A 15440-nucleotide genomic window follows, 5' to 3' on the forward strand; every position below is an offset into this window, starting at 1 on the left:
GGCCTCCTCCCTGTTCAAGTGACGCTACCCTTCCCCCGTGATCAGATGGCGCAGGGGCGAGGTCGTACGGATCCGGCGCGAATGGCCGGGGGCGGTGGAACTCGACGTGACCACCGAGGACGGTGAGGCGCGCGCGCTCGCCTACCCGGCCCTGGTGGGGCGCCCGGAGCCCGGTGATGGGGTACTGCTTAACACGACCGCGCTCGCGATGGGTCTCGGTACGGGAGGTTACGCCATGGTGGTGGCTGTTCCCGACCGATTGCCACAAGATCCTCAAGGTCCCGGACACCTGGTGAAGGCACGCTACACCCCATTGCAGACCACCGTACTCGGCGCGGACGAGCAGGACTCGCCCTTCCACGACCTGCTGCGCGACGCCGACTCCGTGGACGGCATGCCGGTGATCGTCGCCGACCTGCACTCGGCCCTGCCGGCGATTCTCTGCGGCCTGTACGGCTCGAATCCCCCGCCTACCGGGGAGACCGGCGACGAGCGGGGATCCAACGGCGGGCGCCGGCCCGTCAGGGTCGCCTACGTGATGCTCGACGGGGGCGCGCTGCCCGCCTGGTTCTCCATGTCGTGCGCGCGACTGCGGGAGGCCGGCTGGCTGTGCGGGGTCGTCACGGTGGGCCAGGCCTTCGGCGGCGACGTGGAGGCGGTGACGCCGCACACGGGCCTGCTGGCGGCCCGGCACGTCCTGGGGGCCGACGTCGCGATCGTCACCCAGGGGCCGGGCAACCTGGGCAGCGGCACCCGCTGGGGCTTCTCCGGCGTCTCGGCCGGCGAGGCGGTCAACGCCGCCGCCGTCCTCGGGGGCCGCCCGGTCGCGGCGCTGCGGGTCAGCGAAGGCGACCTGCGCGAGCGCCACATCGGGGTCTCACACCACTCGCTGACCGCCTACGGCCGGGTGGCGCTGGCTCCCGCCCAGATCGCCGTGCCCGTGCTGCCCGGCGACTTCGGCAGGCGGGTGACCGAGCAGTCGCGCCCGCTCGCCGCGCGGCACGAACTGGTCGAGGTGCCGGTGGACGGGCTGTACGCGGCGTTGCGGGAGTCTCCGGTCAGGCTGTCGACGATGGGCCGCGGCCTGGACGAGGACCTGGCCTACTTCCTGGCCTCGGCCGCCGCCGGACGCCACACGGCCTCGCTGCTGTCTTGAACTCCTCCCCGGCCCGAAGGCCGGAGACTCTCCCGTCGCGTCGCGGTTAAGCGGCGCGCGGGGGTTGACGCTTCGCAGACCGGGTAACCCCGAGGTCTCCACGTCCTAATGGGAGCTACCGGTTCTGCTGTTCGGGCAGACTCGGTGCCTGGTAGCTTGGTGGGCCGCCTTCTTCTCCAGCCGGCGCAGGTGTTCTTTCTCGCCGTTGCGTCGCCCCGGCGGCGGAGCGTCAGTAGGCGGCCAGCACGTCGACCAGGAAGACCAGGGTGTCGGTTCCCTTGATCTTGTCGCCGGAACCCGCCTTGCCGTAACCGAGGTCCGGCGGGATGCTCAGCAGCACCCGGCTGCCCACGGGTACGCCGACCAGACCCTGGTCCCAGCCCTTGATGACCTTGCCGGTGCCGATCTGGAACATGATCGGCTGGCCGCCGCGGGACCAGCTGCTGTCGAACTCGACGTCCGAACCCCAGACCTTCCCGGCGTACTGGACCAGGATCGACTGACCGGTCTTGACCTCGGGCCCCGCGCCCTTGATCACGGTCTTGGCGACGAGTTCCTTGGGCGCCTTCTCCTTGGTCTTGGTGGTGAGCTTCGGTGCGGCCTCGCCGCCCGGGTTCTCCACCTTGACGCCGGCGAGGCCGGGGTCGGTCGCGGTGCCCTTGGCCGCGTTCCCCTCGGGGACGCCGATCACGTCGACCACGAAGACCTGCGACTGGCCCGCGGGGGCCTGCGCCTGCTGCTCCTTGGGCAGTGCGTCCTTGGCGACGACGGACATGAACCTGCCGCCGCCCTTGGTCTCGGCGAAGCCCTTTCTGAGGATCTCCGGGACCTGCTCGTTGAGCGTGATGACCTGCGGCCCGCCCTCGTCATAGGTCGAGCCCGCGAGCTTGTTCTCCTTGCCGTCCCAGGCGAAGACCGTGAAGTTGGCCACCACGTTGGTGCCGAGCTTGGCGGCCTCCCCCGTGCTGCCGGGGGTGAGCACCTTGTAGGAGGAGGTCTCGACGACCTTGGCCGGGAAGGCCACCTTCGGCTTGGCGCCGACCGCCCCTGTCACCTGTAGCTCGGTGACTCCGCTGCCGGCGGGACTGGAGGAGCCAGTGGCCACGTCCCCTCCGGAGCCGCATGCTGCGGCGAACATCAGAGGCACTGCGGCCAGTACGGCCATGCTGCGGCGGCGCATAGGTATCCCTCAAGCAGACGTCAGGTTCGCGCCACACTACCCGTACCGGCATACAGAGGAGGTAAGCATGGAAGGAGCTTGCCGAAGCGTGACCATCACATTCCGGCGATGAGCTTGTCCACCCTCTCGTCGACGCTGCGGAACGGATCCTTGCACAGCACCGTGCGCTGTGCCTGGTCGTTGAGCTTCAAGTGCACCCAGTCGACCGTGAAGTCACGGCGCTTCTCCTGCGCCTTGCGGATGAACTCCCCGCGCAGCCGGGCACGGGTGGTCTGCGGCGGCACCGACTTGGCCTCGAAGATCTTCAGGTCGGAGGCCACCCGCTCCACCGCACCGCGCTTCTGTAGCAGGTAGAACAGGCCACGGCGGCGGTGCACGTCGTGGTAGGCCAGGTCGAGCTGGGCGACCCGGGGGCTCGACAGCGGCAGGTCGTACTTCCTGCGGTAGCGCTCGATCAGCTGGTACTTGGTCACCCAGTCGATCTCGCGGGCGACCTTGTCTAGGTTGCCGGTCTCGACCGCGTTGAGCGTGCGCTCCCACAGTTCCAGCACCCGGTGGCTGATCTCGTCGCCGCCACGACGCTCGACGAACTCACGGGCCTTGGAGAGGTATTCCTCCTGGATCTCCAGCGAGGACGCCTCCCTGCCGTTGGCCAGCCGCACCCGCCGCCGCCCGGTCATGTCATGGGAGACCTCTCGGATGGCCCTGATCGGATTCTCCAGGGACAGGTCACGCATCACGGTGCCCGCCTCGATCATGCGCAGCACCAGGTCGGTGGCGCCGACCTTGAGCAGCATGGTCGTCTCGCTCATGTTGGAGTCGCCGACGATGACGTGCAGGCGGCGGAACCGCTCGGCGTCCGCGTGCGGCTCGTCACGGGTGTTGATGATCGGGCGTGACCTGGTGGTGGCGCTGGATACGCCCTCCCAGATGTGCTCGGCCCGCTGGGAGACGCAGTAGACCGCTCCACGCGGGGTCTGCAGCACCTTGCCGGCCCCGCAGATGATCTGCCGGGTGACCAGGAACGGGATCAGCACGTCGGCCAGTCGGCCGAACTCGCCGTGCCGGCCCACCAGGTAGTTCTCGTGGCAGCCGTATGAGTTGCCCGCGGAGTCGGTGTTGTTCTTGAACAGGTAGATGTCGCCGGCGATGCCCTCCTCGCGAAGACGCTTCTCGGCGTCGACGAGAAGGCCCTCCAGGATGCGCTCGCCCGCCTTGTCGTGGGTGACGAGCTCCACGACGTTGTCACACTCGGGGGTGGCGTACTCGGGGTGGCTGCCCACGTCGAGATACAGGCGCGCCCCATTGCGGAGGAAGACGTTGCTCGATCGGCCCCAGGAGACGACACGGCGGAATAGATAACGCGCTACCTCATCGGGTGACAGCCGCCGCTGCCCCCTGAATGTGCAGGTGACGCCGTACTCGTTCTCAAGCCCGAAGATGCGACGATCCATTGCCTCACACTATTCGCCGAACCCCTCTCGTGGGAGGGATCATGGGGTTTTCGGTCGTACGGCTTATGCCCCGGGCTGCGAGCGGCTAAGCGCGGACGCGGCTCGCACCCGGGGCATCGCCGGATGCGAGCGATGCGAGGGCGTCGGGCCCGATGGGCCGGATCAGCCGCCGCCCTGCCAGAAGATCTCGACAACCTTGGTGATTCTGCCGTTCTCCGTGGTGATCAGGGCCGGCCGGTAGAGACCCTCCACCCCGGCCAGGGATGCCGCCTCCTTGACGTTGTCGATCAGCGTCTGGCGGCCGCATTTCTCGGTGCCGAGGTTGGTGGCCTTGTCATAGGTCTGTGACGAGCCGTCGCAGCCGCTGTCCGCGAGGAACAGCACGTCCTCGGCGATGGGCGCCAGGTAGCGGGTCACGTCGCCCTCCTCGGGACCGTCGAAGTGGCCGTCCTCGCCACCGCTCTGGGCGAAACGGATCGGCCGGTACTCGGCCACGCCGTTGTCGTCCACGCCGGTGAGCCAGCCGCGCAGGACACCCTCGAAGGGGGGCGGGCTGCCCTTGCTCCAGTCGTGCTCGGGAGCGGCCTGAAACTCGGTGCCGAAGAGCTCGGGGGTGGCCGCGGGCCGGGAGGCGGGGGCGGACTCGGGGGCGGCGTCAGGCGCGCCGGTCGAGGGGGCGGCGGAGGCGGTCGTTCCCGGGGAGGAGGCCGGAGCCGGCGTCTCGCTACAGCCGGACGTCAGTGCCACGGCTGCGAGCAGTGCCAGCGTGGCGGGACCGGCCGAGCGGAGGGTGAGCCCGGTCCGGGCTAGAGGGGTGGCGTTTTTCACACAGACTGTGACCATCGGTGAGCCGGTTCGGTTGTCAGGAAAGGGTGTGATCCAGAACACACCGAGAGCGCCGCCCCGGGCAGGGCGGCGCTCTCCCGTCGTGCGGTCAGTCGCCGGACGCGGTGCCGGTGTCGTCGTCGGACCCGATCAGCCGCTCGCCCCGGTGTCGATGTCGCCGTCGGGCGCGGTCGGCGGGGCACCGGGCGTCTCGGGCGCGGAAAGGGGACTCTCCGTCTGGGCCGTCTGGGTGGCCTGCGCCGCCGATTCGGCCGCGGATTCGGCCGCGGAGGCCCCGTCGGCCAGCAGGCGCTCCAGTCTCGGGCCGCTGAGCCGCAGGAACTTGCGGTGCGGCCGGTTCCGGTCGAGGACCGCAACCTCCAGCTGGCCCGCGGGGAAGCGCTCGCCGCCCGGCTCGGTCAGCGCGAACAGTGCCGCCTCCAGCGCCTCGGTCAGTGACAGGCCGTCGCGGTAACGCTCCTTGAGCCGGCCGGCCACCGCCTCGGCCTGGCCGCCCATGGCCACCAGGCCCGCCTCGTCGAAGACCGAGCCGTCGAAGGTCAGCCGGTAGATGTGGTCCTCGTCGGAGGAATCGCCGACCTCGGCAACCACGATCTCCACCTCGAACGGCTTCAGTGACTCGGTGAAGATCTGTCCGAGGTTCTGCGCGTAGAGGTTGGCCAGGCCACGGGCGGTGACGTCGTCACGGGCGTAGGTGTAGCCGTTGATGTCGGCATAGCGGATGCCGCCGAGACGCAGCGCCTCGAACTCGTTGTAGCGGCCTACCGCGGCGAAACCGATCTTGTCGTAGATCTCACTGATCTTGTGCAGGGCACGGGACGGGTTGGGCGCGACGAACAGGATGCCGTCCTTGTACTGCAGGACGACGACGCTACGGCCCCGCGCGATCCCCTTGCGCGCGTAGTCCGCCTTGTCCCGCATCTGCTGCTCGGGCGAGACATATCCAAAAGGCATGGACACCTGGGGTGATCCTCTCGTGTTAGCGCAGCGGGGCGGTGGGGCCGTCGGGGAAGTTCGCTCTGGAGTCGATCACGACCCGGGCGAACTCGCCCACCTCCTCGTCGGGGAGTCGGCGGTATCCGTCGGCGGTGATCACCGCGACGACGGGCCAGATCTTGCGGATCACATCGGGGCCACCGGTCGCCGAGTCGTCGTCGGCCGCGTCGTAGAGGGCGTGGATGAGCGTCAGCACGGTGTCCTCGGGCGAGGCGCCCTCCCGGTAGAGCTTCTTCAGCGCACCCCGCGCGAAGATCGAGCCGGACCCGATCGCGTGGTGCTGCCGCTGTTCGTAGGGGCCACCGCCCACGTCGTAGCTGAAGATCCGGCCGCCGTCGATATCGGGGTCGTAGGCGGCGAAGAGCGGCACGACCACGAGCCCCTGCATCGCCATCGGCAGGTTGCCGCGGATCATCGTGGCGAGCCGGTTGGCCTTGCCCGCCACCGAGAGCGTGCGGCCCTCCCGCTTCTCGTAGTGCTCGAGTTCCACCCGGTAGAGGCGGGCCAACTCGATCCCGGTGCTCGCCGTCCCCGCGATGCCCATGCCCGAGTAGTCGTCCGTGCGGAACACCTTCTCCATGTCTCGCTGGGAGATGATGTTTCCCGAGGTCGCCCGGCGGTCTCCCGCGATCACCACGCCACCCGCGCACATCGCCGCGACGATCGTGGTGGCATGCGGAATCTGGTCACCAACCGGGGTCGCCAGAGTCTCGTTACGGACAGGCAACAAGTCCGGCGAATGGGACCTGACGAACTCGGTGAACGAGGAGCTCCCGGTGTCGGTAAAGATATGATTCACCATGCCGGCGGGCAGGTCCCTGTGCGATCCCACGCGACTCCCTCCAAAGGTGCAGTCCTTTAAGGCCCGACCTTACTCATCTTGCCGTCCTGCTTGCACTTCCCTGGATCAGCTCAGCGCGAACCACCTCCGCCGGGCTTTTGAATCTTTACGGGTGACTACATCCGTGTAGTGGCGGAGTCGTCGCGACATGCCGTCCCCTCGGCCCGCCTCCGGGCGCGCGGGCGGGCGGGCCGGAGACCCACCCGGTGCCCGAGCCCCTCCTCCCACCACTCCGCTCTCCCGCCCGGTGGATCGAGCGGAAGCCGTCCTGCTCGGCGAACGTCCGATCGACGTCCACCTCGGTGACGCCTCTCGGTAGTGCCGTGACCCGGTTTCGGCCGGTAGTCGCGCTCGCCTTCGTGGTTCTTGACTTCGCCGACCCTTTGCATCCGGGTTTCATCCAGGTGCGACAGGGTTTGCGATGAGAAGTCAGTCCATCTGGTCGCGCTCGGTCACGGCTGAATTCGGCCTACGGCCTGGTCGCCTCGTATCTCGAACGATATTCACGGCCGACGGAAACCTCCGGCCGCTCCTTGGCGGCTTTTCCCGCGCGGTCCCCTACTCCCCGCCTTTTTGCACGTAGCTTCGAACGAACTCCTCCGCGTTCTCCTCAAGAACCTCGTCGATCTCGTCGAGGATCGCGTCGACGTCGTCGGAGAGCTTCTCGTGACGCTCCTGGACGTCGGAGGTCTCCGCCGCGGCGGTCTCCTCGACTTCCTTGTCGGTCCGGCCGGTCTGCTTCTGGCCGCCGGTGTCCTTACTTGCCATGTGTGGCACCTCCGCTTGGGGGACGCATCTGACTCATATCTTCCCCGAACCGGACGACATTGCGCGCGGATCGTCCCGTGATCTTTGTGGGAGCTTCCCTGGGCCGTTCCGAGGTGCTCCCCGTCAAGGAACCTCCCCAGGGACTCCTCGGCAAACCCCCCTTCGCCCCGTTCTCCCGGGCGGGATGCCGCCGCACTCGGGCATGCCGCCGCCCTGGTCGGCCCTGTGTGACCACCATCACCCTCGAATCCGGCCTTATCCGGAAGCCCATGAGAAGGTAAGGAACGTTCCAGGTAGGCCTACCGGGCTGAAAACTGCGATCATTGAGGGGTGAGCACCATCATCGCGCGCAGGTACAAGCTCGTCTCCCGCGTCGGCCAGGGGGCGACCGGCGTCGTCTGGCGCGCATACGACCTGCTTCTGGAGCGAGAGGTGGCCCTCAAGGAGATACCCCTGCCACCTGGACCCGCCGCGGCCGAGCAGCGGCGGCGGGTGGTCCGGGAGGCGCGGATGGCGGCACGGCTGAGCCATCGCGGCATCGTGACGGTGCACAACCTGACCGAGGAGGCCGAGCGCCTCTGGATCGTCATGGAGTTCCTGGAGGCCCTCACGCTGCACGACACGCTCGTGCAGGCAGGCCCGCTCCCGGTCGACCTGGTGGCGGCGATGGGCTGCCGCCTGCTGGAGGCGCTGCGGCACGCGCACGACGGCGGAGTGATCCACCGCGACATCAAGCCGGCCAACATCATGCTGACCGGTGACCGGGTGGTGCTGGCCGACTTCGGGTTCGCGGCGCCGGAGGGTGCGGCGACGACCTCGACGCGGGGCACACCGGCTTTCATCGCGCCGGAGGCGCTGCAGGGCAGGGGCGGCACCCGCGAGGCGGACATGTGGTCGTTCGGCGCGACGCTTTACATGGCGGTGGAGGGTAGGACCCCGTTCCGCACGGTGAACTCGATGGCGGCGTTGGTGGCTGCGCTGCGAGAGCAGCCACGCGCGCCGAAGCGGGCGGGCGCTCTGGAGCCGGTGCTGCGGGGGTTGCTGCGCAAGGATCCACGGGCGCGACTGAGTGCCGAGCGGACGTCGAAGATGCTGGAGGACGTGCGCTGTTTCAGTGCGGCCTGACGCGTTTCCGGGCGTTTTTTCCAGCGTGTTCGCCGACTTCGGAGCAATTTTTCTGATCCCAGGGTAGGGATTTAAGGACGCGGAACAAAATTCCATCGTGTCTGTGCGACTGAATTGTTATCCACAATCACCATAAGTAACCACACGGTGCACCGTTCCAGGTGAAAATATGAATCAGCTGAGGGGCTCGGCTTCTATGTGCAACAGGTGATTCATGGGAACAGGTGCGGGAAGGGCACGTCCACTGGGTGATCGTTATCACTTGACCTCGCCGATCGGGCAGGACGGTATGGGCATCGTGTGGCGGGCCCATGACTCCCTGCTCAGGCGGAATGTGGCAATCAAGGAGATCCAGCCGCGGTTCGGCGAATACGGGGCGGACATGCGCGACGCGCGGCGGCGGGCCCTGCGCGAGGCTCGCTCGGCCGGGCGGCTGAACCACCCGGCGGTGATCTCCGTGCATGACCTGCTTGAGGAGGACGGGCGGCTCTGGATCGTCATGGAGCTGCTGGAGGCCCTCACGCTCAAGGAGACGGTACGGCACATGGGCCACCTGCCGCCCCACTGGGTGGCATGGATCGGCTTCCAGTTGCTGGGCGGGCTGCGCCACGCGCACGGGGCCGGCATCCTGCACCGGGACATCAACCCGCGCAGCATTCTGCTGACCGGCGACCGGGTGGTGCTGGCCGACTTCGGAATCGCGGCGCTGCACCGCGACGCGAGCACCTCCACGACCCTGCCGCTCACCCACACCCCCGCCTTCATCGCGCCGGAGCGGCTACAGGGCGGTTCACCGACCCCGGCCGGCGACCTGTGGTCGTTCGGGGCGAGTCTGTACTTCGCGCTGGAGGGCCGGCCGCCGCGCTCCGGTCACCGCGCGCCGACGTCCCGGAGCTCGGCCGCCGACCGGCCCACGGAGGGGATGGTACGGGCGGGAGCGCTGCGCCCTGTGCTGGAAGGGCTGCTCCAGCGCGACCCGGCGGCCCGTATCAGCACGGGTCAGGCCGGTCGCATGCTGTCGGCGGTCCTCCATGCGGAGGGTGTGGCCCTGGCCCCGCCGCGACTCCCCGCGGCCCGGCTGCCACCGGACGCCTACACGTAGCGCCTCGCGTGGCCTTTCACCAGGCGGGCGGGCCGTACGGCACCGTACCGGTCACCACCGGGCCGGACCGTCCGCCTGGAGTCGACGGGCCCGCTGCCGCCGTACGGGCGGTCCGGATCGAGGGGGAGGCCGCCACGGCGGACGCCTCCCCCTCGGGGAGCGTCGCTACTCGCCGGTCAGCGCCGTCACCAGCTCCGCGGCGGTACGGCAGCGGTCGAACAGCTCACCCACATGGGCCTTGGTACCGCGCAGCGGCTCAAGGGTGGGAACACGCTGCAACGACTCGCGGCCGGGGATGTCGAAGATGACCGAGTCCCAGGAGGCGGCGGCCACCGACTCGCTGTACTGGCTCAGGCATCGTCCGCGGAAGTAGGCGCGGGTGTCGTTGGGCGGCACCTCGACGGCCCTCTGCACCTCTTCCTCGGTGACCAGGCGCTGCATGCGGCCCCGGGCGACCAGCCGGTTGTAGAGCCCCCGGTCGGGGCGGATGTCGGAGTACTGAAGGTCGACGAGCTGCAGGCGCGGGTGCGACCAGGGAAGGCCGTCGCGGGTGCGATAGCCCTCCAGGAGCTCCAGCTTGGCCACCCAGTCAAGCTCCCCGGACAGCTGCATCGGGTCTTCCGCCAGGCGGGTGAGAACCGACTCCCAGCGCTCCAGAACGTCCTTGGTGGGCTCGTCCAGGCCGTTGACGCTGCGTTCCTCGGCATATTTGCGCGCGAGTTCCAGGTATTCCATCTGGAGCTGCACCGCCGTCAGCTTGCGGCCGTCGCGCATGGAGATCTCGTACTTGAGCGTCGGGTCATGCGACACCGCGCGTAGTGCCTGGACGGGGTTGTCCACGGCGAGGTCACGGGTGAAGTAGCCGTCCTCGATCATGGCCAGGACCAGCGCGGTGGACCCCAGCTTCAGATAGGTCGAGATCTCCGACATGTTGGCGTCGCCGATGATGACGTGCAGGCGGCGGTACTTCTCCGGGTCGGCGTGGGGCTCGTCCCGGGTGTTGATGATCGGCCGCTTGAGCGTCGTCTCCAGGCCCACCTCGACCTCGAAGAAGTCGGCCCGCTGGCTGATCTGGAAACCCTCACCTCGGGAGTCCTGGCCGATGCCGACCTTGCCCGCGCCGGTGACCACCTGCCGGGAGACGAAGAACGGCGTCAGATGCCTGACGATGTCGGCGAACGAGGTCGCCCGGCGCATGAGGTAGTTCTCGTGGCAGCCGTAGGAGGCGCCCTTGTTGTCGGTGTTGTTCTTGTAAAGCTGGATCGGGGCGTTGGCCGGCATCGCCGAGGCGCGAACCGCCGCGTCGTGCATCACCCGCTCGCCCGCCTTGTCCCAGATAACCGCCGCCCGAGGGTTGGTGCACTCGGGAGTGGAGTATTCGGGGTGGGCATGGTCCACGTACAACCGGGCCCCGTTGGTGAGGATCACGTTCGCCAGGCCGAGGTCCTCGTCGGTCAGCTGGCTCTGGTCGGCCACCTCCCGCGCGAGGTCGAACCCTCGCGCGTCGCGCAACGGGTTCTCCTCCTCGAAGTCCCACCGCGCGCGCCGCGCTCTGGCCGCCGAGGCCGCCAGATAGGCGTTCACGACCTGAGAGGAGGTCACCATCGCGTTGGCCCCCGGCTGTCCGGGCACGGAGATGCCGTATTCGGTCTCGATGCCCATCACCCGCCGTACCGTCATGCGCACCCTCTGTTCATCAGGGACTGTTTCTCTTCGAGGTATCTATTCCCGACCCTAGACCCTTCACTATGCCCGGTGGTCGGACAGTTATGGCACCGAAGCCTTTTCGCCCGTTGCGAGGGGGATCGAGGAGAGCGCGGGGGGCTGTGCCGGCGGCGCCGGTACGGCCTTCCCTTGCCTCCTCGACTTGACGAACTCCTGAAGAGGGCGCTCGGCCACCCGGTACACCAGGTAGGAGAACGCCATCGCGGCCAGCACCGTGACCAGGGCGGTCAGCGGCGGCGGCAGCGTGTCCCGCAGGGCCGGGACGATCAGGACGGCGGCCGTGGTGTGGAAGAGATAGAGCGGGTAGGTGAGCGCGCCCAGGACGACCAGGCCACGCCGGCGCAGCCACCGTAGCCATCCGAGCGCCACCATCGCCATGAGCAGGTAGAAGCCGACCACCGTGGCGACGACGGCCCACTCGGGCACGGGCATCGCGGCGTAGCCGACCTTCTCGATACGCCCGGCCACCCGGTCGAGCGCCGAGCTGACGGCCAGGCCGCCACTGATCCCGGCCAGACACCACAGCACGAGTCTGGGGCCGAACCTGGTCATCAGGAAGAACGCCATGCCACCGACGAAGTACGCCGCGTACTTGGGCATGACCACGAGTTCGACCCACGCCTCCTCGCTTCCGGCAAAGAAACCGGCCGCCAGCAACCAGACTCCCATGAAGGCCAGGCAGCGGTTGAGCGTCACCCCGGTGATCACCAGGATCGAGATCAGCACGTAGAAGCGGAGCTCCACCCAGAGCGACCAGTAGACGCCGTTGGCGTCGTAGACGCCGAAGGCCCGCTGGAGCATGGTGAGGTTGACGCCGTACTCACCGAGGCTGAGTTTGGGGTCCAGGGCCGTGGCCGCGGTCAGCCCGTAGACCGCGGCGGTGACGGCCACGCTGACCCAGTAGGCGGGAAAGAGCCGCACCAGCCTGGAGAGGGCGAACGCCCCCAGGCCCCGGCCCCAGATGCTCATCAGGATCACGAAGCCACTGATCATGAAGAACAGCTCGACACCGAGGATGCCGAGCCCGGAGATCGTGGAGATGGCCGGGAACAGCTCGGCCGGACGGTCGCCCCACACCGAGGCGAAGGCGATGAAGTAGTGGAAGGCGAGCACCGCCATGGCGGCGGCGAAGCGCAGGAGGTCGAGTTCGGCGAGGCGGCCGCTTCCCCGAAGCGCCTCGCGAGACCTCGTGCCGGTCACCTGACGGCCGGGCCGGAATGTTCACGCACGCCACTTGGACGGCGTTTCGATCATTCGGGTTCCCTGTGACGGCTGTTGATTTCCGGTCACTTTCGTGACGGGTGTGACCGGGGATACGAGTGGCGACGGGTTTGCGCGGACGGCGCGGCCCCCACGAGGAGGGCCGCGCCGCCGGTCGGCACGTGCCGCCGTTACAGGTACTGACCGGTGTTGGCCACCGTGTCGATGGAACGCCCGGCCTCGGTGCCCTGCTTGCCCGTCACGAGGGTGCGGATGTAGACGATCCGCTCGCCCTTCTTGCCGGAGATGCGGGCCCAGTCGTCGGGGTTGGTGGTGTTGGGCAGGTCCTCGTTCTCGGAGAACTCGTCCACGCAGGCCGCCAGCAGGTGCTGGATCCGCAGGCCCTTCTGCCCGGTCTCCAGGAACTGCTTGATCGCCATCTTCTTACCGCGGTCGACGATGTTCTGGATCATCGCACCGGAGTTGAAGTCCTTGAAGTACAGGACCTCCTTGTCCCCGTTGGCGTAGGTCACCTCAAGGAAGCGGTTCTCCTCGCTCTCGGTGTACATCCGCTCGACGACCCGCTGGATCATCCCGAATATGGTCTCCTGGCGGTTGCCGCCGTGCTCGGAGAGATCCTCGGAGTGGAGTGGGAGCTCCGCTATGAGGTACTTCGAGAAGATGTCCTTGGCCGCCTCCGCGTCCGGCCGCTCGATCTTGATCTTGACGTCCAGGCGGCCGGGCCGCAGGATCGCCGGGTCGATCATGTCCTCACGGTTGGAGGCGCCGATCACGATGACGTTCTCCAGGCCCTCGACACCGTCGATCTCCGACAGGAGCTGGGGAACGATGGTGTTCTCGACGTCGGAGGAGACGCCCGAACCTCGGGTCCGGAAGATCGAGTCCATCTCGTCGAAGAACACGATCACCGGGGTGCCCTCGGAGGCCTTCTCGCGAGCCCGCTGGAAGACCAGGCGGATGTGCCGCTCGGTCTCGCCGACGTACTTGTTGAGCAGCTCGGGACCCTTGATGTTGAGGAAGAAGCTCTTGCCGGACTGGCCGGTCTTCTCCGCGACCTGCTTGGCCAGGGAGTTGGCGACGGCCTTGGCGATGAGCGTCTTGCCGCAGCCGGGCGGCCCGTAGAGCAGGACGCCCTTGGGCGGGCGGAGCTTGTGCTCACGGAAGAGGTCGGCGTGCAGGTACGGGAGCTCGATGGCGTCCCGGATCTGCTCGATCTGCCGCATCAACCCGCCGATCTCCTCGTAGGAGATGTCGGGCACCTCCTCCAGGACGAGCTCCTCGACCTCGGACTTGGGAATGCGCTCGTAGACGTAGCCCGAACGGGGTTCGAGCAGTAGGGAGTCGCCTGCCCGGATCGGCTGGCCCACCAGCGACTCGGCGAGCTTCACCACCCGCTCCTCGTCGGCATGCGAGATCACCAACGCGCGCTGGCCGTCCTCAAGGAGCTCCTTGAGCATCACGATCTCGCCGAGCTCCTCGAAGCCGAGGGCCTCGACCACGTTGAGCGCCTCGTTGAGCATGACCTCCTGGCCACGCTTCAGCGAGTCGACATCCACCGCCGGACTGACGTTCACTCTGAGTTTGCGGCCACCGGTGAAAACCTCCACCGTGCCGTCTTCTCTGGTTTCGAGGAACACGCCGAACCCGGATGGCGGCTGCGCCAACCGGTCTACCTCCTCCTTCAAGGCGACGATCTGGTCTCTGGCCTCCTTGAGGGTGGCCACCAGACGCTCGTTCTGGCCGGTTACGGCCGCGAGGTTCGCCTGCACGTCATGGAGACGCTCTTCAAGGATCCTGGCCTGCCGGGGAGACTCCGTCAGCTTCCGACGCAACACGGTGATCTCCTCCTGCAGGAAGGAGACCTGTGTTGTGAGGTCAGCGACCTCCCGTTCGCGCTGCGCGGCTCGAGCCTCAGCGTCGTCGCGAGCTGCCACGGCGTCACCTCCTTCCCAGTCGAGACCGAACTACTCGAAACCCTACCCATCTAAGGGCTGTCCCTTACCTGGCTGAGCAGTGTTCGTATAACTACATTAAGTGCGTGATGATTAATCCCTTTTGATGCTTTTAGTACTAGAAGCATAAGAACACGAAGGTCAACCCCCGTGTCACTCCCTCACGGACCGTCGTGTCCGAATCGTCATCATGTGGCGGAAGACGTGGACTCCTCACCCTGTGCCCCCTTCGCCGGGCGCCTACGTCGAGGTGGTGGTGTCACCCCGTCGGCCATGCGGCGGGCCGTGACCAGAAAGCCGGTGTGACCGACCATCCTGTGGTCGGGCCGTACCGCGAGCCCCTCGACATGCCAGTCACGAACCAGGGTCTCCCACGCATGGGGCTCGGTGAAACTCCCGTGCTCCCTGAGAGTTTCGACCGTACGCGACAGCTGGGTCGTGGTCGCGACATAACAGCAGATCACACCGCCAGGGGTGAGAGCCTTGGACGCGGCGTCGACACATTCCCACGGGGCGAGCATGTCGAGGATGATCCGGTCGACGTCGCTCTCGTCGAGGTCCGCGACGAAGTCGCCGACCACCAGGCGCCACTGCGGCATCGGGCCGCCGTAGAACCTCTCCACGTTCTTGGTGGCGATCTCGGCGAAGTCCTGGCGCCGTTCGTAGGAGGTGACGGTGCCCTCGGAGCCCACCGCGCGCAGCAGAAAGCAGGTGAGCGCGCCGGAACCGACCCCCGCCTCCACCACCCGGGCACCCGGGAAGATGTCGGCCATGGCCACGATCTGCGCCGAGTCCTTGGGATAGATGACCGCCGCGCCGCGCGGCATGGAGAGCGTGTAGTCCTGGAGCAGGTGCCTGAACGCCAGATACTGGGTGCCGCCGGACGAACGCACCACCGAGCCCTCGGGCCGGCCGATCAGCTCACTGTGCGGGATCCCTCCCTTGTGCGTGTGGAACACGCCGTCTTCCTTCAGCGTCACCGTATGACGCTTGTTCTTGGGGTCGGTGAGCTGAACCTGATCCCCGGCCTGAAACGGCCCATGCCTGCGAAAACCCATGACCGCAAGGTTAACG

13 protein-coding genes are annotated in these 15440 nt (G+C 67.7%); 3 read left to right on the top strand and 10 right to left on the bottom strand.

The window, feature by feature from the left end; translation table 11 throughout:
- The first annotated feature begins 37 nt into the window (after positions 1–37).
- A complete protein-coding gene (locus OIE13_RS15040; protein WP_326639226.1) occupies positions 38–1156 on the top strand; it encodes a DUF3866 family protein in 1119 nt (372 codons plus the stop codon).
- 229 nt (positions 1157–1385) lie between these two features.
- Here OIE13_RS15040 and OIE13_RS15045 read toward each other — a convergent pair whose 3' ends face one another.
- The 6 genes from OIE13_RS15045 to OIE13_RS15070 form a co-directional block, all read right to left on the bottom strand.
- Positions 1386–2336 carry an FKBP-type peptidyl-prolyl cis-trans isomerase gene (locus OIE13_RS15045; protein ID WP_326830149.1) on the bottom strand — a complete coding sequence of 317 codons (951 nt, stop codon included), beginning with the start codon at positions 2334–2336 and terminating at the stop codon, positions 1386–1388.
- A 95-nt stretch (positions 2337–2431) separates the two neighbouring features.
- Positions 2432–3790, bottom strand: coding sequence for a Pup--protein ligase (pafA, locus tag OIE13_RS15050; protein WP_326639222.1), 1359 nt, complete (start codon positions 3788–3790; stop codon positions 2432–2434).
- A 162-nt stretch (positions 3791–3952) separates the two neighbouring features.
- Complete coding sequence (locus OIE13_RS15055; protein ID WP_326639220.1) at positions 3953–4618, bottom strand: hypothetical protein; 666 nt, start codon at positions 4616–4618, stop codon at positions 3953–3955.
- A gap of 147 nt (positions 4619–4765) precedes the next feature.
- The gene (prcA, locus tag OIE13_RS15060) at positions 4766–5590 is read right to left on the bottom strand and encodes a proteasome subunit alpha (protein ID WP_326647066.1); all 825 of its coding nucleotides are present in this window, start codon (positions 5588–5590) and stop codon (positions 4766–4768) included.
- Between the two features lie 25 nt (positions 5591–5615).
- The gene (gene prcB / locus OIE13_RS15065) at positions 5616–6434 is read right to left on the bottom strand and encodes a proteasome subunit beta (protein ID WP_326647064.1); all 819 of its coding nucleotides are present in this window, start codon (positions 6432–6434) and stop codon (positions 5616–5618) included.
- Positions 6435–7031: 597 nt separating this feature from the next.
- Positions 7032–7241 (bottom strand): ubiquitin-like protein Pup, encoded by a 210-nt coding sequence (locus tag OIE13_RS15070; protein WP_030904562.1) that lies wholly within the window; start codon positions 7239–7241, stop codon positions 7032–7034.
- A 330-nt stretch (positions 7242–7571) separates the two neighbouring features.
- On the opposite strand from OIE13_RS15070, the gene OIE13_RS15075 reads away from it, so the two are divergent.
- A complete protein-coding gene (locus tag OIE13_RS15075; protein ID WP_326639216.1) occupies positions 7572–8366 on the top strand; it encodes a serine/threonine-protein kinase in 795 nt (264 codons plus the stop codon).
- A 262-nt stretch (positions 8367–8628) separates the two neighbouring features.
- A complete protein-coding gene (locus tag OIE13_RS15080) occupies positions 8629–9468 on the top strand; it encodes a serine/threonine-protein kinase (RefSeq protein ID WP_326639214.1) in 840 nt (279 codons plus the stop codon).
- 165 nt (positions 9469–9633) lie between these two features.
- Here the strand turns inward: OIE13_RS15080 and dop are convergent, their stop codons facing one another.
- The 4 genes from dop to OIE13_RS15100 all read right to left on the bottom strand — a co-directional run bounded on the left by dop (position 9634) and on the right by OIE13_RS15100 (position 15424).
- Positions 9634–11148 (bottom strand): depupylase/deamidase Dop, encoded by a 1515-nt coding sequence (gene dop, locus OIE13_RS15085; protein ID WP_326639212.1) that lies wholly within the window; start codon positions 11146–11148, stop codon positions 9634–9636.
- Between the two features lie 87 nt (positions 11149–11235).
- Complete coding sequence (locus OIE13_RS15090) at positions 11236–12393, bottom strand: acyltransferase family protein (protein WP_326639210.1); 1158 nt, start codon at positions 12391–12393, stop codon at positions 11236–11238.
- A gap of 191 nt (positions 12394–12584) precedes the next feature.
- Entirely contained in the window at positions 12585–14348 is a 1764-nt protein-coding gene (arc, locus tag OIE13_RS15095) for a proteasome ATPase (RefSeq protein WP_326639208.1), read from the bottom strand.
- Positions 14349–14554: 206 nt separating this feature from the next.
- Positions 14555–15424: a tRNA (adenine-N1)-methyltransferase gene (locus tag OIE13_RS15100; RefSeq protein ID WP_326639206.1), complete on the bottom strand. Its 870-nt coding sequence runs from the start codon at positions 15422–15424 to the stop codon at positions 14555–14557.
- Positions 15425–15440: the final 16 nt, after the last annotated feature.

This window comes from Streptosporangium sp. NBC_01810 (genome assembly GCF_035917355.1).
Taxonomy (GTDB): Bacteria; Actinomycetota; Actinomycetes; order Streptosporangiales; family Streptosporangiaceae; genus Streptosporangium.

What these genes read in the sequence shown, in the direction of transcription:
- dop (WP_326639212.1), bottom strand. Translation starts at nt 11,148, where the DNA reads ATGACGGTACGGCGGGTGATGGGCATCGAGACCGAATACGGCATCTCC.
- OIE13_RS15070 (WP_030904562.1), bottom strand. Translation starts at nt 7,241, where the DNA reads ATGGCAAGTAAGGACACCGGCGGCCAGAAGCAGACCGGCCGGACCGAC.
- OIE13_RS15045 (WP_326830149.1), bottom strand. Translation starts at nt 2,336, where the DNA reads ATGCGCCGCCGCAGCATGGCCGTACTGGCCGCAGTGCCTCTGATGTTC.
- OIE13_RS15100 (WP_326639206.1), bottom strand. Translation starts at nt 15,424, where the DNA reads ATGGGTTTTCGCAGGCATGGGCCGTTTCAGGCCGGGGATCAGGTTCAG.
- pafA (WP_326639222.1), bottom strand. Translation starts at nt 3,790, where the DNA reads ATGGATCGTCGCATCTTCGGGCTTGAGAACGAGTACGGCGTCACCTGC.
- prcA (WP_326647066.1), bottom strand. Translation starts at nt 5,590, where the DNA reads ATGCCTTTTGGATATGTCTCGCCCGAGCAGCAGATGCGGGACAAGGCG.
- prcB (WP_326647064.1), bottom strand. Translation starts at nt 6,434, where the DNA reads ATGGTGAATCATATCTTTACCGACACCGGGAGCTCCTCGTTCACCGAG.